The sequence below is a fragment of the Chlorobaculum sp. 24CR genome (assembly GCF_004118635.1).
GTDB lineage: Bacteria > Bacteroidota > Chlorobiia > Chlorobiales > Chlorobiaceae > Chlorobaculum.
In genome coordinates, this window is record NZ_SDGU01000056.1 from 28,619 (window position 1) to 47,629 (window position 19,011).

Annotated in this window: 17 protein-coding genes; 7 read left to right on the forward strand and 10 right to left on the reverse strand. The window is 56.6% G+C overall.

Annotated elements, in window-relative coordinates:
• Nucleotides 1-102: 102 nt before the first annotated feature.
• The 8 genes from EST62_RS10210 to purE all read right to left on the reverse strand — a co-directional run bounded on the left by EST62_RS10210 (nt 103) and on the right by purE (nt 6,531).
• Nucleotides 103-1,380, reverse strand: coding sequence for a hypothetical protein (locus EST62_RS10210; protein WP_129051976.1), 1,278 nt, complete (start codon nt 1,378-1,380; stop codon nt 103-105).
• Between the two features lies 1 nt (nt 1,381).
• On the reverse strand, nt 1,382-1,831 hold the full coding sequence (locus EST62_RS10215) for a hypothetical protein (protein ID WP_129051977.1): 450 nt from the start codon (nt 1,829-1,831) through the stop codon (nt 1,382-1,384).
• Between the two features lie 460 nt (nt 1,832-2,291).
• Entirely contained in the window at nt 2,292-2,480 is a 189-nt protein-coding gene (locus EST62_RS10220; RefSeq protein WP_167599303.1) for a hypothetical protein, read from the reverse strand.
• A 49-nt stretch (nt 2,481-2,529) separates the two neighbouring features.
• On the reverse strand, nt 2,530-3,738 hold the full coding sequence (locus tag EST62_RS10225; protein WP_129051979.1) for an aspartate aminotransferase family protein: 1,209 nt from the start codon (nt 3,736-3,738) through the stop codon (nt 2,530-2,532).
• 69 nt (nt 3,739-3,807) lie between these two features.
• On the reverse strand, nt 3,808-4,068 hold the full coding sequence (locus tag EST62_RS10230; RefSeq protein ID WP_129051980.1) for a hypothetical protein: 261 nt from the start codon (nt 4,066-4,068) through the stop codon (nt 3,808-3,810).
• Nucleotides 4,052-5,344: an NAD(P)/FAD-dependent oxidoreductase gene (locus EST62_RS10235; protein WP_129051981.1), complete on the reverse strand. Its 1,293-nt coding sequence runs from the start codon at nt 5,342-5,344 to the stop codon at nt 4,052-4,054. Before EST62_RS10235 ends, EST62_RS10230 begins: the two co-directional genes overlap by 17 nt.
• 166 nt (nt 5,345-5,510) lie before the next feature.
• The gene (locus tag EST62_RS10240) at nt 5,511-6,017 is read right to left on the reverse strand and encodes a cupin domain-containing protein (protein WP_129051982.1); all 507 of its coding nucleotides are present in this window, start codon (nt 6,015-6,017) and stop codon (nt 5,511-5,513) included.
• Nucleotides 6,004-6,531, reverse strand: coding sequence for a 5-(carboxyamino)imidazole ribonucleotide mutase (gene purE / locus EST62_RS10245; RefSeq protein ID WP_129051983.1), 528 nt, complete (start codon nt 6,529-6,531; stop codon nt 6,004-6,006). The genes EST62_RS10240 and purE overlap by 14 nt, the downstream gene beginning before the upstream one ends.
• Nucleotides 6,532-6,658: 127 nt before the next feature.
• Between purE and hemN the strand changes: the two genes are divergently transcribed.
• The 3 genes from hemN to sugE all read left to right on the forward strand — a co-directional run bounded on the left by hemN (nt 6,659) and on the right by sugE (nt 9,878).
• Complete coding sequence (gene hemN / locus EST62_RS10250) at nt 6,659-8,089, forward strand: oxygen-independent coproporphyrinogen III oxidase (RefSeq protein ID WP_129051984.1); 1,431 nt, start codon at nt 6,659-6,661, stop codon at nt 8,087-8,089.
• A gap of 207 nt (nt 8,090-8,296) precedes the next feature.
• The gene (locus EST62_RS10255; protein WP_129051985.1) at nt 8,297-9,442 is read left to right on the forward strand and encodes a Gfo/Idh/MocA family protein; all 1,146 of its coding nucleotides are present in this window, start codon (nt 8,297-8,299) and stop codon (nt 9,440-9,442) included.
• Between the two features lie 115 nt (nt 9,443-9,557).
• Complete coding sequence (sugE, locus tag EST62_RS10260) at nt 9,558-9,878, forward strand: quaternary ammonium compound efflux SMR transporter SugE (protein WP_129051986.1); 321 nt, start codon at nt 9,558-9,560, stop codon at nt 9,876-9,878.
• A 167-nt stretch (nt 9,879-10,045) separates the two neighbouring features.
• Here the strand turns inward: sugE and EST62_RS10265 are convergent, their stop codons facing one another.
• On the reverse strand, nt 10,046-12,001 hold the full coding sequence (locus EST62_RS10265; protein ID WP_129051987.1) for an ABC-F family ATP-binding cassette domain-containing protein: 1,956 nt from the start codon (nt 11,999-12,001) through the stop codon (nt 10,046-10,048).
• 179 nt (nt 12,002-12,180) lie between these two features.
• Between EST62_RS10265 and EST62_RS10270 the strand changes: the two genes are divergently transcribed.
• The 3 genes from EST62_RS10270 to EST62_RS10280 are packed head-to-tail and all read left to right on the forward strand — an operon-like array spanning nt 12,181 to nt 16,374.
• Nucleotides 12,181-13,455, forward strand: coding sequence for a TolC family protein (locus EST62_RS10270; RefSeq protein ID WP_129051988.1), 1,275 nt, complete (start codon nt 12,181-12,183; stop codon nt 13,453-13,455).
• Nucleotides 13,442-14,422 carry an efflux RND transporter periplasmic adaptor subunit gene (locus EST62_RS10275; protein ID WP_129051989.1) on the forward strand — a complete coding sequence of 327 codons (981 nt, stop codon included), beginning with the start codon at nt 13,442-13,444 and terminating at the stop codon, nt 14,420-14,422. Before EST62_RS10270 ends, EST62_RS10275 begins: the two co-directional genes overlap by 14 nt.
• Entirely contained in the window at nt 14,419-16,374 is a 1,956-nt protein-coding gene (locus tag EST62_RS10280) for an ABC transporter permease (RefSeq protein ID WP_129051990.1), read from the forward strand. The genes EST62_RS10275 and EST62_RS10280 overlap by 4 nt, the downstream gene beginning before the upstream one ends.
• Nucleotides 16,375-16,859: 485 nt before the next feature.
• Here EST62_RS10280 and sucC read toward each other — a convergent pair whose 3' ends face one another.
• Nucleotides 16,860-18,038 (reverse strand): ADP-forming succinate--CoA ligase subunit beta, encoded by a 1,179-nt coding sequence (sucC, locus tag EST62_RS10290; protein ID WP_129051991.1) that lies wholly within the window; start codon nt 18,036-18,038, stop codon nt 16,860-16,862.
• A 143-nt stretch (nt 18,039-18,181) separates the two neighbouring features.
• On the opposite strand from sucC, the gene EST62_RS10295 reads away from it, so the two are divergent.
• Entirely contained in the window at nt 18,182-18,640 is a 459-nt protein-coding gene (locus EST62_RS10295) for a nucleoside deaminase (protein ID WP_129051996.1), read from the forward strand.
• The last annotated feature ends 371 nt before the right edge of the window (nt 18,641-19,011 follow it).

Genomic DNA, 19,011 nt, shown 5'->3' on the forward strand with positions numbered 1-19,011 from the left:
CCAACACATGCTTTGATAGATGCAATAAACTTGATTTAAGCACTGAGGCGCCACTATTCAATATGAACTTTGTAGTTGTTACACTTTTGGACGATACGAATATCAATTATCGTAATCAATATCTAAATATTTAAACTTCTCACCAATTTTTTTTGCCTTTGCTTTAACGCTGATCCATTTATTAAGATAAAGACTTTCCGTATATTTTGTTTGTTCGAGTCCATCATCTCCATTTATTTTAATTTTTGGTTTAGACATTTCTTCCTCATTGTCAAGATTTCTAATAAACGCGTTGCCCGTTCTTGTGTCAGTGTTTAAATGATAAATGTAAATTTTATACTCCTTGAATTCGCTATCTATAGTCATCCCTTTTTTGGAAACCTCGATATCCTCTACAATAGTTTGAAATTTATTGCAATAATCGATATCAATAAACCCTAATGAGGTTTCGGCAGTTTCCGTGATACCTAAAATAGATGCACTTTCAAAATGCTTTCCGACTTGTTCGGTTATTTTTTCAAATTTACCTGCCGACTTAATTAAATCTTCTTTAATAAAGGAATTAATGTTATTTGGTTTAGTAATAAACGCTTTTTCGTAAACATCACTCAGAGTTGCCTCAAGTTCTTTTAGTTTGTCTGAAAAGTCCTCATTTTTAGAGGTAAATATATCCTTGTCTTCTGTGAAGTTTTCAGAAATGTAGTTAATGTAATTGGCAATATATTTGTCAATTGGTGCCTGCGAAAGAAAAAGATTTCCGCCTTTCTTACTTTTTTGACTTAAATCTAATTCAAAATTAATTTTGAAACTGCCTTCTGCGTAAGGTTGTAACAATGCTTTAGGAACTAAATCAAACCCTTTTAAAGATTTAATTCTATCTTCAAGAAATTCTGTAAAACCATTCTGAATTTTTGAGACTTCATCTGCAATGGCTTTATTTAAATCTGCCAGCTTTCCTTGCAAGCTAATAGAGAATGTTAAAGAATGGGATTTAACTGTTGCTGGACAATATGACTCTGAAGTCGGAAGGTATTCATTTGGTAATGAATCAAAATCTATGTCATATGCTTTGAGAATTTTAAACTTATAATCCTTTTCAACTATACTTATGGACGTCGAATTTTTTAATATTTCCAAATATGAAATTTTCCCATTTAAAAATTGATGGAACTCTTTATTTGTTAATATCGTGTGTAAGGTTAGTATCATTTTTGTGTCGTCATCTTCTTCAAGATGGGAGCCGATAATCTTGTTTCCGTATTTGTTTGTGCCGATGTAAAGAATCGGAAAGTCATCAAAATGCAGGACAGAATAATTATTGACGATTTCTATTTGGTCGTTTTTTATTAACTGTCTTCTATGTAGATTAAAGTCATTCATTCTATGCAAATTTAACTGTTTCCATCACAACTATCTTTCCTAAATTAAAATCATCAGCCTTGTAAAAATTGTAGTGGCTTTTATCATCTTCTTCTGGTGAATATATTACTTTTCCAGCATCTTTGTTAAATCGAAACTTCAAATAATAGGACCCCTTTTTTTTGTTAAAGTTGAATGTGGTTTTATATTTTTCTAAAATTAGATTTTCATATTCAGGCTTAATTTGATTAATTGATACTGCCTTATAAGAACAAATTATATCACAATCTTCATTCTCTGCTCGAATTCCTCTTTCCCAATGAGTTTGAAAATCTTTATCCTCAACTTTGTCTTTTCTGAGTTTTCTAACATATTCATTAGAAGAATCAATTTCTGCTTTTGAGGTGCAGTCGCAATCTGTGTCAGAATTTATATTTTTAAATTTCATAGTGTTTTTTATTTTTTTTGACATTTCTGCCAACTTACGCTTAGCTTATTTAGTCGCGCTATTCTAATGCGCCATACTACCAATATCTTGGACGAATAAGCGTAATAACGTATTGTGTTCGTTTTGACAGCCGAATCGTTGTAACCCTTGTGCGGAAGCCCCAGCCGGTGCATCAGACTAATCATCCTATCTGCCTCAGAGATAAGCAAATATTTGCAATAACGGCTCTGGTGTGCGCCCGGTCGCAGTGGCTTTTTTGCCCTGCGTTCGAGAGGCGTGAACCGTATGATGGCGCTTGCGTAAGGCATTTGCTGTGGGGGAAAGGTGATTCTACCTTGTACTTCAGCCAACACATTGTATGAAGGTAGAAAATTTGTAAGCCATTGCAAACAAAGGATCGGGGTACAAGTGCTGTTCCGGGAAATTATTCTCTTTCGGTTTCGGTGGCGGGTTGGTCGGCTCAGTACTCTCCGGTAGATCGGCTCTACTTCTTCTTTTCCCGCCAGAAGATCGCGAAGAGAATCCAGGCGTATGCGCCGACCAGCGTGAACGGGGCGATGTCGAGGGCGAAGAATCCGTCAACGGCTTTTTCTACATACATTAGCGCGTAGCTCAGGGCGAGTACGGTTGCGCCCAGCGCGATGAAGAGGTAGTTCATCGCACCGAGCGGCATCGTGGCTGGGGCCGGTTTTGCGGGGGCTGGCGGCTGCCTGGCCGCTGGCTCAGGCGTCCGCTTTTGCTTCTTCGGTGAAGATTTCATCGAGCGTATCGAGACAGAGTTGCGCCTCTTCCTTGCTGATCGAGAGCGGCGGAAGCAGGCGGATGACGTTGTTGCTGGTGGCGTTGACCAGGACGTTTCTCTTCAGCGCCTCCTCGACGTAGTACTTCGCTTCGCGATGCACCGTAACGCCGATCATGAGGCCGTACTGGCGTATTTCGAGAATCTGCGCGTACTTTTCAGCCATCTTCTCGAAAGCCGCCCTCATCATCGCGCCGGTTTCGAGGGCGTTCTGCATGAGTCCGTCGGCGTAGATCGCCTCGATCATCGCCAGGCCCGCCGCGCAGGCGACCGGGTTGCCGCCGAAGGTCGTGCCGTGGCTGCCGGGGGCAAAGACCTCCGCGACCTTCTCCGAGCCGATGATTGCGCCGAGCGGCAGTCCGCCGCCGAGCGGCTTGGCCGCGCAGACGAGGTCGGGCTTGACGTCGTAGGGCATGTAGCTGAAGAACGCGCCCGTGCGTCCGCATCCGGCCTGAATGTCATCGGCCACGATGAGGAAATCGTGCTCCGCGGCCAGCGCCTTCAGCCTCGCGATGAACGCTTCGCTCACCTTGTGGATGCCTCCCTCGCCCTGCACGAACTCAACGAAAACCGCCGCCGTGCGGCTGGAAACCTTGCGTTCCAGATCCTCCACGTCGTTGAAATCGATCATGCCGGTTTCGGGCACGAGCGGCTCGAAGCCGCCGACATACTTCGGCTTGGCGGTCAGCGAGAGCGCACCGTAGGTTCTGCCGTGGAAGCAGTTGGTCAGCGAGAGCACCTGGGTTTTGCTGGCGTCGCCGTCACGCGAGGCGAAGCGTCGCGCCAGCTTGATGGCCGCCTCGATCGCCTCGGTGCCGCTGTTGCAGAAGAAGACCTTCGAGAGCCCCGAAATTTCGAGCAACTTCGCGGCCAGCTCGAACTGCGGCTTCTGCATGAAGAGGTTCGAGACGTGGATGTATTTCGTCGCCTGTGCGGTGATGGCGTCGAGAAGGCGCTTGTCGCCGTAGCCGATGGCGTTGACGCCGATTCCGGCGATCATGTCGAGGTAGCGGTCGCCGCTGGCGGTGTAGAGGAATGAACCTTTGCCGCTGGCTATGTCGAGCGGCAGTCTGGCGTAGTTGTGAAAAAAGAGCTGCTTTTCAGTTTCGAGATTTATTGCAGGTGTGTTCATCGTCATGGTTTGTTCTTTAAAAATCAGGGTTGTGATTTTTTTCATCTTATCGAAATCAGCGCTGACCTGTCAGCTCTCCTCGTTCCGTTGGCGATGGCGGATGAGGCTGCGGATCGCTCGCCAGATGCCGTATGCGCCGAGCAGCAGCGAGAACCAGAAGAGGTCGCGGCCATCGGCTCCATTCATCCGCGAAGCATAGAAACCAATATACGCGGCGAGCACCAGAAATGTGACGGAAAGCAGCGCGTCGAGCGCCATGGTGATCGGCAAGCGCCCTTTTTTTCGGGAACTCACCGCGCCGTCAGGGTCGGCGTCAGGCGTTCTTGTCATCGCAAGGCGACGATTTCTGCTCCCGGTAGAAGCGCCAGTCCTTGTTGACGATCAGGCGCGCGCCGTAGCCGAAGGTGAAATACGACCAGCCCCACTGCATCAAAACAAAGACGCGGTGCCGGAAGGTCGAAAGATAATAGATATGCACGAGCAGCCAGGTGAACCAGGCCATTGCGCCGTCGAATTTCAGGTTGCCGATTTCGACAATCGCCTTGTTGCGCCCGATGGTGGCCATCTGCCCTTTGTCTCGATATTTGAACGGTTTGCGCGGCTTGCCCTTCAGCTCATCGACAATCGCCCGACCAATGGCGTTGCCTGCCTGCATGGCTACCGGAGCCATGCCCGGCAGCGTCGAGCCGTTGTCGAGCGTGAAGCAGGCCTGGTCGCCGCCGACGAACACCTCGGGGTGGCCGGGAAGGCTCAGATCCTGCTCGACCACGATGCGTCCGCTGCGGTCGGTTTCGACGCCCATGTTGTGGCCGATTTCCGAGGCCTTGACGCCTGCCGCCCAGAGCACCGTGGCGGCCTCGATGCGCTCGCGCCCGATCTGCACGCCGTCGCTGTCCACGTCGCTCACCATGCTCGATGTCCAGACCTGCACGCCGAGCTTTTCCAGCTCGCGGGTCGCTTTGCTCGACAGTTCGGGCGAGAAGGTGCCGAGGATGCGCTCGGCGGCCTCGACGATGAAGATGCGGGTGAGCTTTGGGTCGATGTGCCGATAGAATTTCGAAAGGGTGAAGCGGCTCATTTCGCCGATCGATCCGGCAAGCTCGACGCCGGTCGGCCCGCCGCCGACGATGACGAAGGTGAGCTGCTTTTTGCGCTCTTTCGGGTCGTTGGTGCGTTCGGCGGCTTCGTACGCCTCCATGACGCGGCGGCGAATTTCCGAAGCCTGGGCGAGGTTTTTCAGGCCGGGGGCGAACTCCTCCCACTGGTTGTTGCCGAAGTAGTGGTGCTGCGCTCCGCAGGCAAGGATGAGGTAGTCGTACTCGACATCGCCGAAATCGGTTTTCACCTTCCGGGCTTCGAGATCGACGTTGCAGACGGCGCCCTTGAAGACCGTGACGTTGCCGTCCCTGGCCAGCATGTTGCGCAGCGGCGTGGCGATGTCGCCCTCGCCGAGCGCGGCCATGGCGACCTGGTAGAGCAGCGGCTGGAAGAGGTGGTAGTTCTTCCTGTCGATAAGCGTGACTTCGACATCGTTTCTGTTACTGAGGATTCTCGCGGCGTTCAGACCGGTAAAACCACCGCCGACAATCACGACCTTTTTTTTCATCTCGTTCAGATTCTCTCGTTCATTTCTCAAATCCATGCCTTGACTTCCGTATAGCATGTCAAGTTACGGCAAAGATGCCCTCATCATGCACAAACTCTGGAAAGTAATAAAAATGATGCGAATCTTGCTATCGCCGTTACCGAAGCGTTACGCCGGTCTGGGCTTTTCAGCCCAGTTTTTCGATGATCCGGGCATGGGCGGGAAATCGCGCGACGAGCGTTGCCTGGTCGGCGAAGGTGAAGTCGCGGAAGTCGAAGCCCGGCGCGACCACGCAGCTCACCAGCGCGTAGGCGTCCGGGGCGCCGGATTGCTCCGGAAGACAGGCGCCAAAATAAGATCCCGCCGGAACCCACGAGTGCAGCGTCTGCCCGGCGTCCGGATTGTCGCCAAGCGTGAACCGCGACGGCTCGCCGGTTTCGGGGAAGCCGTGCACGTCGAGCGGCGATCCGGCGTGGAAGTACCACTGCTCGTCGGAGTGGATGCGGTGCAGGCGGGAGCGGTCGCCTTGCTGGAGCAGGTAGTAGATCGAGGTCGCGTAGCTTCGCACGGAGCCGAAGGTCGTGGCTCCGCTGAAGTTGTACTCACCCTCGCTGCGGTAGGTTTCGCGGTACCAGCCCCCTTCGGGGTGGCGTTCGAGCCGGAGCCGCTCTATCCAGAACTCAGCCGTTCGCACGGAGCTTTTCCCGGATTTTCGCGGTTTTCTGGCGCGAGGCTTCGGCAAGGCGCTGGCGGAACTCCTTGAGCTTTTGCATCAGTTCGGCGTCGCCGAGGGCGAGCATCTGCACGGCCAAGAGCGCGGCGTTGCGGGCGTTGTCGATGCCGACGGTGGCCACCGGAATTCCGGCGGGCATCTGCACGATGGCGTAGAGCGAGTCCTGGCCGCTGAGCTTTTTGCTGTAGATCGGCACGCCGATGACCGGCAGCACCGTCATGGCCGCCGTGACGCCCGGCAGGTGCGCCGCGCCGCCCGCTCCGGCGATGATCGTCTTCAGGCCGCGCTCTTCGGCGGACGAGGCGTAGGCTTCCAGGTCGCCCGGTGTACGGTGCGCCGAGATGACCGAAATTTCAAACGGAATCCCGAACTCGTCGAGCACCGTGGCGGCCTCTTTCATGATGTCGAAATCGGAATCGGAACCCATCAGGATGCCGACCAGCGGCGTCTGCGGGTCTGTGGATAATGGTGTCATGGAAAAAAGAAATTGTGCGACCTTGCGAATGTTAAGGCCGTTGCAGTTTGAAGGCTATGAATTTGCGGAGTTTTTGTATTTTCCCCAAGTCAAACAAAAAAAATAACACTTGCCAAGGAAGAATACAATGACAACAGATGTCGTCGCAAAGCTGGCCTTGAAGTACAGCAATCCCGGGCCGCGTTACACCAGTTACCCCACCATCCCGTCCTGGAGCGAGGATGGCGTGACCCAGGAGCAGTGGAAGGAGGCTATGGTCAAGGGCTTCAACGAAAGCAACGAGACCTCGGGTATCAGCATGTACATCCACATCCCGTTCTGCGAAAACTACTGCTACTTCTGCGGCTGTAACGCTCACCGCACTACCGATCATTCGTTCGAGAAGCCCTACATCGACGCCCTCATCAAGGAGTGGCAGATGTACCTCGACGTCTTTCCCGGCAAGCTCAACGTCAAGGAGCTGCATATCGGCGGCGGCACACCGACCTTCCTCAGTCCCGAAAACATCATCCGTCTGGTCGAGACCCTGTTCAAGGATGTTAACAAGATGGACGACTACATTTTCAGCTTCGAGACCAATCCTCGCTCGACCACCAAAGAGCACCTCGAAGCGCTCTACAGCGTCGGTTTCCGCCGCATGAGCTTCGGCATCCAGGACTTCGATCCTGCGGTGCAGCAGGAGATCAACCGCCCGCAGTCCTACGAGCTGGTCAAGGAGAAGATCGACATGGCTCGCAAGATCGGCTTCAACTCGGTCAACTTCGACCTCGTCTATGGCCTGCCCAAGCAGACCCTCGCCACCGTCACCGACACCATCCAGAAGGTGATGGAGCTGCGTCCTGACCGCCTCGCGTTTTATGGCTACGGCCATAACCCGCACCTTTACGAAGGGCAGCGCCGCTTCAAGGAGGCGGATCTTCCGGTGGGCGACATCAAGCAGGAGCTGTACGACAAGGGGCGCGCGATGCTCGAATCGATCGGCTACCACGAGGTCGGCATGGACCACTTCGCCATCGAGGGCGACGCGCTTTACGAGGCGTTGAAGAACGGCACCCTGCACCGGAACTTCATGGGCTACACCGAGAACACCACGCAGATGATGCTCGCTCTCGGCGCTTCGTCGATCAGCGACACCTGGTACGCCTTCGCGCAGAACGAGCGCACCGATGACCGCTACATGGAGGAGGTCAACAAGGGCCGCTTCCCGATCATGCGCGGCCACCTGCTCTCCGATGAGGATCTGGTGCTTCGCCGCCACATCCTGAACCTGATGTGCCGCCAGGAGACCTCGTGGGAAGACCCGGCCCTCTACACCGAGGAACTCGACGTGGCTCGCTATCGCCTCGAAGACATGGAGAACGACGGCATTGTCGAACTCGGCGAGAAGAGCGTCAAAGTCACCGAGATCGGCATACCGTTTCTCCGAAATGTCTGCATGGCCTTCGACGCGCACCTCTGGCGCTCCGACAGCCTTTCGAAGGCGTACAACGTGTCGCGAGACATCCAGAAAGAGTACATTGAAAAGGCCCGTCAGGCCAAGCTTCAGCAGACAACCTGAGGTGGCCGGGTAACAATTTCTTCAAAGGGTGATCTCAGGATCGCCCTTTTTTTTGGTTGTTTTTGATTTTTATGAAAGTTTTGCGGTGCTCGAAATTTGTTCCCCGGCTTGAAAGCCGGGGCAATTTGAATGTAAGAATCCTAAATGTCCGGAGGGTTAAAACCCTCCGGAATTTGCGCTTAGCGTGATGAACAAGCATATCAAACGATGAAACAACGAATCAGGATAGGATTTATCGGCAGCGGCTGGGCGCAGGTGGCGCAGGCCCCGGCCTTTTCGCTGATCGACGAGGTGGAGCTGGCGGCGGTCGCCAGCCCGACGGAACGGCGGCGGCAGAAGTTCATGGATCGCTTCGGCATTCCGAACGGGTACGCCGACTGGCGCGAGATGCTCGACGAGTGCCCGCTGGATATGGTGTGCGTCACGACGCCCACCTTTCTGCACGAGCCGATGGTGTCGGGCGTGCTCGAAAAGGGCGTCGGCGTGCTCTGCGAAAAGCCCTTCGCCTTGACCGTCGAGGAGGCCGAACGCATGACGGTGCTCGCGTCCAGATCGCCATCGCTCTCCCTGATCGATCACCAGTTGCGTTTCCATCCGGCGGTCAGGAGCATGAAGCAGATGATCGACAGCGGCGAGATCGGCAAGGTCTATGAGGTTCGCGCCGTGGTGAACCTGGCCTCGCGCAACCGGCTCGACCTGCCGTGGTCGTGGTGGAGCGACGCCTCGAAAGGGGGCGGTGCGCTCCGGGCGATCGGCTCGCACCTGATCGACCTGAACCGCTTTCTGGTCGGCGAAATCTCCGAAGTGTGCTGCAACCTCTCGACCTCGATTCCGCAGCGCCCCGACGCCTCGACGCCGGGCAAAAGCCTGCCGGTCACGTCGGACGACAGCTTCGCCATGTTCATGAAGTTTGGCCCTTCGTCGGTGGCGCTCGGCGCGTCGTCGCTCATGCACGTCACCACGGTCGGCTCCTACACCTGGTTCTCGCTCGAAGTGGTCGGCAGCCTCAAAACCATTCGGCTCGACGGCGCAGGCAAGCTCTGGGAGATCGTCAACAGCGAACTCAAGGGCGGTCGCAGCCTGATCGACGCGCCACGCTGGACGCAGGTCGAGCCGATTCTGCCCTGGGACGAGCTGGTGCTTCAGGAGAAGATCAAGCAGTCCTCGCTGGCCGTGCACGGCATTTTCGCCGTCGGCTTCGCCTTTCTGGCGCACCGCATCGTCAAGGCGCTGAAGAGCGGCGACCCGGTCGTTCTGCAAGACGCCGCCAGCTTCCGCGACGGCCTCGCCATCCAGAGGGTGATGCAAGCCGGTCTCGACTCCGACCGCGAAAAGCGGTGGGTGAAGGCGTGAAGAGAATTATGAATGATGAATGTTGAATGATGAATGATGAATTGAAAGATGGGGATTTGTCGGGGCGAGCCTGCGTGTTCGCTTTTCTGGTGAAACTGTTTGAAAACAATGTGTTATGGCGTGGGTGATGCTGTTTGTTGCCGGGCTGTTCGAGTGCGCCTGGGCGGTGGGGTTGAAATATTCCGAAGGGTTTACGCGGCCCGTGCCGTCGGCGCTGACCGTCGCGGCGATGCTGGTGAGCTTCTGGCTGCTCTCCATCGCCATGAAGAGCGTGCCGGTCGGCACAGCCTACGCCGTCTGGACCGGCATCGGCGCGGCGGGTGTCGCCGTGGCGGGAATGCTGCTTTTCGACGAATCGCGTGATCTCGCACGAATCTTCTGCATTTTCCTCATCATCGCCGGTGTTGCGGGGCTGCGCTTTCTTCCTGGCAAATAAGAGCGGTTTTTTTCTTCTTGCTTCAAAGCTTTGGCAGAATAGGACTTATAGGTCTTATGGGCTCTATAGGACTTATAAGAGGAGGAATTGCTGCTGCGCACTGTATGGAGCCCCTCGCGCCTGCCCTCTTCAATTCATAATTCAACATTCATAATTCATAATTTCCCCTACCCCGCCTCTTCTTCCCAGCAAACGTACAGCGCGTCCAGCTCGCGGCAAACCTCTTCGTATTCGGCGGTGGCTTTGCGGCTCTCTTCGGCGGGTTGGTCGTAGAAGGTGGGCTGGGCCATCATCGCTTCGTGCTGGGCTTTCGACTCTTCGAGGCGCTGAATCTCTTTTTCGAGCGCCTCGATCTTTTTGCGGTTGGCTTTGGGCGGGGCGGGTTTTTTCGCGACCGGTTTCGAGGCGGCGGCTTTGCGCTCGGCCTCCTGTTTTGCGGCGGCCTGGGCCAGTTGCTTTTTTTCCTCCTCCCACGCTTTTTCTGCCTTTTCGAGGTATTCGGCGTAGGTGCCGAGATAGACCTGCACTCCACCGTTTTTGATCTCGAACACCTTGTTGACGAGGCTATCCAGGAAATAGCGGTCGTGCGAGACGATGAGCAGCGTACCGTCGTAGTTTTCGAGCGAGTCGATCAGCATCTCCTTGGAGCGCATGTCGAGGTGGTTGGTCGGCTCGTCCATGATGAGCAGGTTCGAGGCCTGAAGCAGAATTTTGGCGAGCGCCACCCTCGACTTCTCGCCGCCGGAGAGCACGGCGGTTTTCTTTTCGACCGCGTCGCCGCTGAACAGGAAGCATCCCAGAATGTCGCGCACCCGGCGCTGCGCCTCGGAGGAGGGAGCGGCGTCCATCATCTCTTCGAGGACGCTCTTTTCGGGCGAGAGATTGTCGGTCTGGTGCTGGGCGAAGTAGTTCATGCTGACGTGGTGGCCGGTCTGGCGCTTGCCTTCGAAGTCGATTTCGTCGGCCAGAATACGGCAGAACGTCGTCTTGCCCGCGCCGTTCGAGCCGACGATGGCGATGCGGTCGCCGCGCATGATCTCCAGGTCGATGTTGCGCAGCACGGTTTTCGTCGATCCGTCCGGCAGCTCGAAGGACTTGGAGACCCCCTCCAGCCGGAGCACTTCGCGGCCCGACGGCCTGGCCTTCGGGAACGAGAAGGATATCTGCGACAGATCCTCCTCCGGGGCCTGCAACCCCTCTTCGAGCTTCTGCATCTGGCGCAGTCGGCTCTGCGCCTGCCGCGCCTTGGTGGCCTTGTAGCGGAAGCGGTCAACGAAGGATTTCAGGTCGGCCATTTTTTTCATGTCGTTCTCGTAGCGCGACATCAGGAGCGTGTAGCGCTCGGCCTTCTCTTTTTCGTAATAGCTGAAGTTGCCCTTGTACTCGGTGATCTCGGAGAATGCGATTTCGAGCGTTTTGGTGGTGAGCTTGTCGAGAAAAAAGCGGTCGTGCGAGACAATCAGGTAGCTGTGCTCGTAGTTCAGGAGGTACTGCTCCAGCCAGCGCAGCGAGTCGATGTCGAGGTGGTTGGTCGGCTCGTCGAGCAGCAGGAGCGTCGGGTTCTGCAAGAGCAGCCGCGCGATGAGCAGGCGCATCTGCCAGCCGCCGGAGAACTCCTTGACCTTTTTGTAAAAGTCCGCGCCGCTGAAGCCGAGGCCGGAGAGAATCTTCTCCGCGTCGGACTGCATCCGGTAGCCGCCGAGCCGCTCGAAGTCGTGCGAGGCGTCGCTGAAGCGCTCGATGAGCTTGTGGTACTCCTCGCCCGCGTGATCCTGATCGGGAAGGGCGAGCTCGTGCTCCATCTTCGTGATTCTTTCGGAAAGCTCGTGCAGCGTTTTGTTCGCTTCGAGCGCGTACTGCAGGGCGGTTTTGTCGAGGTCGCCCTCGAACGAAATCTCCTGCGGCAGGTAGCCGATGGAGGTAGTCGCGGACTTCATGATATGGCCGTCGCTCATCGGCCCGTCCTCCTTGAGCTGGCCGGCGAGCAGGCGCAGGAGCGTGGATTTGCCGGTGCCGTTCAGGCCGACCAGCGAAGCGCGATCCTTGTCGCCGATCCGGAATGAGGTGTCGCGCAAGAGCACCTTGGTGCCTGCCGAAAGAGAGAGATTTCGTGCTTCGAGCATGGAGTCGCGGTTTCAGGTTTGGTGTGAAGATACGATATTTCGTTAAAGCGCCATGCCATCTCCGGATTCAGCTCGAAGAGCCGGGCGTTCGGGAATTTTCCGGTGGAAGCGCTGGAAACAAGCGGTTGCGGCGTCAAACCCGTGTGTATCGCAAAGTATTTTAACATTATATCAGGATCATGAGACCACTCCGGTCAGCTCTTTTTATTGCCGTCGTGCAGCTTTTCGCTTGTCTGCCGCAGGCCTCCGCGCTGGCGACGGAGACGCTCGACTGGGCGCAGTGCCTCGCCGAAGCTGCCGCGCATCATCCCGATCTGCGCTCGGCGGCGGAAAGTGTCCGCCAGTCCGAGGCGCAACGCAGGATCGTCAAGGGCGGTATGTTGCCCTCCGTCAGCGCGTCGGCTGGCGGCGAGCGTTCGGGATCGAGCGCCGCGGCTCCCGCGGGGGCGTGGTCGTACGGCGTCAACGCCAGCCAGTTGCTTTTCGACGGTGCGAAAACCTCCAGCGAGGTCAAATCCGCCACCGAATCGCTGAAGGCGTCGCGCTACAGCGAAGAGTCGGTGTCGGTCGATACCCGCTACGCTTTGCGCACGGCGTTCGTGCAGCTCCTGACCGCGCAGAAGCAGGTGTCGCTCGCCGAAGAGATCGCAACGAAAAGAAAGCAGAATCTGCGCCTGATCGCCCTGCTCTACAAGTCGGGTACGGAGAATATCGGTTCACTCAGCAAGGCCCGCGCCGACCTCGGCGAGGCGGAGTACGAAGTGGCGCAGGCGCGGCGTGGTCTCAAACTTGCGCAGGTGGTGCTCGGTACGCAGCTTGGCCGCGCCTCGTCCGGCCCGCTCCGCGTGACCGGCAAGTTCACGGCGAAAGAGAGCATTCGCCAGTCGCCAGATTTCGACCGGATCGCAAAGGAGAGTCCGGCTTATCTCAATCTCACTGCCGAGAAAGATGCCGCCGGGTACAGCTTGCAGGCGGCGCGGAGCGCGTTTATGCCGTCGGTTTACCTGAGCACCGGCGTCGGCAACAGCGCATTCCGGCAGCTTCCGCCTGACCGCACCGACTGGCAAGCCGGGATCGACGTTTCGGTGCCGATCTACGCGGGCGGCTCCGTCAAGGCGGGCGTTGCAAAGGCGCGGGCGGTGGTGAACCAGCTCAGCGCCGACGAGGAGAGCCTCTCTCTTTCGCTCAAGCGCAGCCTCGCGCAGGCGTGGAAGAGCTTCATCGATGCCTCCGGCAACGTGGATGTGCAGAGAAAATTTCTCGCCGCCGCTTCCGAGCGGGCGCGAATCGCCGACGCGCAGTACTCCGCGGGGCTGGTCTCCTTCAACGAATGGACGATCATCGAAGACAATCTCGTGAGCGCGAAAAAATCATATCTCAACGCCCAGTCCAATCTCCTCTTCACCGAGGCGGCCTGGGTTCAGGCAAAAGGAGGCACTCTTGAAAGCAGGTAAAGCGAAGCTCATCTGGGGAGCGGTCGCCGCCGTCGTCGTCGTCGCCGGATTTTTCATTTTCCGGGCCGTTTTCGACAGCAAGCCGAAGGTTTCGTACCGCGAGTACCGTCCCGAAATCGGCGATATTCGCCAGATGGTTTCGACCACGGCGACCATCAAGCCTCAGAACCGGCTCGAAATCAAGTCGCCCGTGAGCGGACGCATCGACCAGATTCTGGTCAGGGAGGGGGAGTTTGTCAAAAAAGGCCAAGTGCTCGCGCTGGTCAGCTCCACCGAACGGGCGGCGCTGCTCGACGCGGCCACGCAAAAGGGGCAGAGCGAAGTCGATTACTGGAACCGGGTTTATAACCAGACCGCGCTCATTTCGCCCATCGACGGGCAGGTGATTGTCAGCAATCTCAACCCGGGCCAGACCATCACCACCAGCGACGCCGTGCTGGTGCTCTCCGACCGGCTCATCGTGCAGGCCGACGTGGATGAGACCGACATTGGCAACGTCAAAGTCGGTCAGAAGGCGCGGATCAGCCTCGATGCCTATCCCGACATCCGCGTCGAGGGGGTGGTCGATCACATCTATTACGAATCCACGCTGGTCAACAACGTCAATATCTACCATGTGGATATCCTTCCCCTGACGGTGCCGGAGGTGTTCCGGTCGGGTATGAGCGCCAATATCGACATCATCGTCAAAGAAAAAGAGAACGTGCTCACCCTGCCGCTCGCCGCCGTGAGGAGTCAGAACGGCCGGTCGGTCGTGCTGATGCGGGCGGCGGCTCCCGACTCCGTCCGGCGCGTGCCGGTGCGTCTCGGTTTGCAGGACGACAGCAACGTCGAGATCGAGAGCGGCTTGTCGGCTTCGGACGTCGTGGTGGTTCAAAGCAAAGCGTTTGTTCTGCCGAAGGATGATGGCGGAAGCAATCCATTTCTGCCCTCCCCGCCGCGTGACAAGCAGAAGAGAAAAGAATGATCGAAGTCGTTGACATCAGGCGAACCTACACCATTGGCGAGAGTCCGGTTCGCGCCCTCGACGGCGTGAGTCTGAAGATCGGCCAGGGCGAGTTCGTGGCCATCATGGGGGCGTCGGGGTCGGGCAAATCCACGCTCATGCACATTCTCGGCTTGCTCGACGTGCCCGACAGCGGCCAGTACCGCCTGATGGGCAAGGAGGTCGGCAAGCTGAACGGCGATGAGCTGGCCACGCTGCGCAACAACGTCGCCGGTTTCGTGTTCCAGCAGTTCCACCTGCTCGGGCGCATGAGCACCATCGACAACGTGATGCTGCCCTGCATCTACAGCGATGAGCAGGGCGATTTCCGTGCCGATGCGCTCAAAAGTCTTGAAATGGTCGGTCTCGGCCACCGCGCCGGTCATCGTCCAAGTCAGATGTCGGGCGGCGAGCAGCAGCGGGTGGCCATCGCTCGCGCGCTGATTCGCGACCCGATGCTCATCTTCGCCGACGAGCCGACCGGCAATCTCGACACGAAGAATTCGCACGAAATCATGCGGATTCTCACCGAGCTGCACCAGCAGGGCAAGACCGTCATCATGGTGACGCACGAGCCGGACATCGCTGAATATGCCGGGCGGGTGATTACCATGAAGGATGGCAAGATTATCGAAGACCGGAAGCGGGAGGGGATGGAGTTCCGGCCCGAAGCCCTTCCGGCGGTCATGAAGATCGAGCACCAGCCGCTCTTCAAGCCTTCGCGGATGCTCGGCTTCGTTTCGCAGGCGTTCCGGTCGATCACCTCCAACAAGATCAGGACGCTGCTCTCGGTGCTCGGCATTCTGGTCGGCGTCGCCTCGGTGATCGCCATGATGGCGCTCGGCACGGGAGCGCAGGCCTCGATGGAGGAGCGGCTCAAATCGATGGGCTCGAACCTGCTCTCCCTTCGGGGCGGTTCGGCCAGGATTCGCGGCGCGGCGCAGGGCACCGGAACCTTCACGCGCTTCACCGCGCAGGATGCCGAGGCGATTCGGGAGCTCGCTCCGCTGGTCAATTACGTCTCCGGTGATGTAACCGGGTCGGCGCAGATGGTGTATCTCGATAAGAACTGGAACAGCACCGTCGAAGGCGTTGGCTACGATTACGCCAAAATGCGGGATGCGACGCCCACCATCGGGCGATGGTTTACCCGCCAGGAGATCCAGTCGCGCCGCAAGGTGGCCATTGTCGGCACGACCGTGGTTTCCGAGCTGTTCGGCAACGGTGATCCTGTTGGCAAGACGCTCAAAGTCAACCGCATCAACTTCACCATTATCGGCGTCGCGCCCCCGAAAGGCTTTGCCGGACGGCGCGATCAGGACGACGTGGTGCTCATTCCGGTGACGACCGCCATGTACCGGGTGCTTGGCAAGGAGTATTTCGACAGCATCTACGTCGAGGTGTCGAGCGCCGAAAACATCGAACCGGCCAAGCGGGCTATCGACGCGCTCGTCCGCAAACGGCACAAGATTCAGCCCGATGACGACGACTCGTTCAACATCCGCGACATGACGGAGTTCCAGCAGATGCTCAGCGCCACCACCCAGACCATGAGCATGTTGCTCGGCTCGATTGCGGCCATCTCGCTGGTGGTGGGCGGCATCGGCATCATGAACATCATGCTGGTCTCGGTGACGGAGCGCACCCGCGAGATCGGTCTGCGCAAAGCCATCGGTGCGCGGAAGGGGGACATCATGCTTCAGTTCCTGATCGAATCGGTGGGCATGACGCTCACGGGCGGCCTCATCGGCATTGCGGTCGGCATCGGCGTGTCGGTGATGCTCTCGACGTTTGCCGGGTGGGCGGTGCAAACCTCGATGTTCTCGGTGGTGCTCGCCACCGGCTTTTCGGTGCTGATCGGCCTCTTTTTCGGCCTCTGGCCCGCTCGGAAAGCCGCCGCGCTCAAGCCGGTCGAGGCGCTGCGCTACGAATGATCGTTCTCCTCAAACCCGGCTGAGTCGAAGGAGGTCGCGCACGAAAAATATTTTTTGAAAAAAATAAAAAAGCGCGCAAGGAACTTCAGGGATCATCGTCATACTAAGTGTAAGAGATGAGTTGAAAGATCAGATTAGTTATTGTGTTGAATGTTCATGCGTAAGGTTGTGATGTGCTGTTCTTTTTTTGTTGTGTTGAGTGACAGCAGCGTTCCGGTTCTTCTTCGCCACGTTATGTATGGTTGAATGTGATGAGTCAAGATGAATACAGTAGTTGTACAGGTAAATCGCGAAGAAGGACAGGTTGTTGCTGACGTAGCCGGGTGACAGGTTGGTTGATCCTTTCGCCCGGCTTTTTTTTGAAATTTGAAAGCGCTGCTTGCAAAAAACCTCATTTTTTTCTCCTGTTAGTGGCAAAACGGAAAAGCCCGCCTCCATGAAGTTCTGTGGGGGCGGGCTTTTCCGTTTGTATGATGTACAGGCTGTCAGGCCGTGGCGAGCGCTTTCTGCACCTTTTCGGCGGCGTCTCTCAGCCCTTTGGCCGAGATGAGGTTGAGGCCCGATTCGTCGAGCATCTTCTGCGCTTCCGTTGCGTTGGTGCCTTCGAGCCGCACGATCACCGGCACCGTCAGACCGATGTTCTTGGCGGCTTCGATGACGCCTCCGGCCACGCGGTCGCAGCGGACGATGCCGCCGAAGATGTTGACTAAAATCGCCTTGACGTTCTTGTCGCCGAGGATGATCTTGAACCCCTCTTCGACCGTCTTGGGGCTGGCTCCTCCGCCTACGTCGAGGAAGTTGGCCGGTCTGCCGCCGGAGAGCTGGATGAGGTCCATGGTACCCATCGCCAGCCCCGCGCCGTTGACCATGCAGCCGACGTTGCCGTCGAGGCGCACGTAGTTGAGGTTCGACTTCGAGGCTTCGTATTCGAGCGAATCCTCTTCGGTGATGTCGCGCAGTTCGTGGAAATCCTGATGACGGTACAGGGCATTGTCATCGAAGTTGATCTTGGCGTCGAGCGCGAGCACCCGGCCCTCCTTGGTGATGACCAGCGGGTTGATCTCGGCCAGCGAGGCGTCGATGGTGGTGTAGGCTTTGTAAAGCGCTTCGATAAACTTGACGCCGTTGCGGAACTGCTCACCCTTGAGACCAAGGGAAAATGCCGCCTCGCGAGCCTGGAAGCCTTGCAGGCCATAGACCGGATCGACGTGGATCTTGAGCAGTTTTTCCGGGGTCTCTTCGGCCACCTTCTCGATCTCCATGCCGCCTTCGGTCGAGACCATGAGCACGTTGCTCGACGTGGCGCGGTCGAGGGTGATGCCGAGGTAGAACTCCTTGTCGATATTCATCCCCTCTTCGACGAGCAGGCGGCGAACCTCCTTGCCTTCGGGGCCGGTCTGATGCGTCACCAGCGTCGCGCCGAGCATTTTCTGGGCGACCTCGAACACCTCTTCGGGTGATTTGGCGAGTTTGACGCCGCCCGCCTTGCCGCGGCCACCGGCATGAATCTGCGCCTTGACGACCACCACGGGGCTCGATTGCTCCTCGAAGAGCTGCTCTGCCGCCCGTTTTGCTTCTTCAGCCGAAAATGCTACTATGCCCTTCGGAACGGCCACGCCGAACTGTTTCAGGATGCCTTTGCCCTGATACTCATGAATATTCATCGCAGAGGTTCTATGGTTACGGGAGAATGCTTGCCGGTCGGTACCGGGCTTAACGCGGAAAAAAGATTTAAACTTTATGATAACAAAATTTCTCGTCTTACTGAAACCGCTGTGGCTCGTAGCGCACATTTCTTCGAATCATGATGTCTGACCTGAACCACTGCATGGAACTCGCCTTCAGGGAGGCGATCAAGGCGTATGAAAGCAAGGAGGTGCCGGTCGGCGCGGTGGTGCTCGACCCGAACGGCTCGATCATCGGGCGCGGCTACAACCAGGTGGAGACTCTGTCGGACGCCACCGCGCACGCCGAAATGATTGCCCTGACCTCGGCGATGGCCACGCTCGACAGCAAATATCTCGAAGGGTGCACGCTGGCCGTTACGCTCGAACCCTGCCCGATGTGCGCCGGGGCGATCGTGCTGTCGAAAATCAGCCGCGTGGTCTTTGGCGCGTGGGATCCCAAGATGGGCGCGGCGGGAACCGTCCTCAACATCACCGGCTGCAACGCTCTCAACCACCAGCCCGAGGTGTATGGCGGCATCATGGAGCGCAAAGCCGAGAGTTTGTTGCAAGACTTTTTCCGAGGGATGCGGGGGCGGTAAAAAAAGAGAGAAGAGAATCAGGAGGCTGAGGGGGTTTCGTTTGGGTTATACCGTACTGTCTGGTTAAAACTGGAATTGCAACAAAAAAGTGGCCGCATTGTCAATAACCGTTTCCCTTGCCGCTCATGCTTTGGATCATCCGGTACCCGGATAGTTTTTTCCTGAATGATTTGCTGGCGTACGGTACGCCACGATCAGAATGGAAGAGGACTCCTGCTGAGTGAATAACCGATGATCTCCCGATTGAAGAGTTCCATAATCACCGTGAGGTACTACCAACCGCTATCGGTCCACAAGCAGGTCATATCGCTCGTCCAGGTCTCGAACGGCATATCCGGGGAGAAGTCCTGATTCAGGAAATTCGTTTTCCT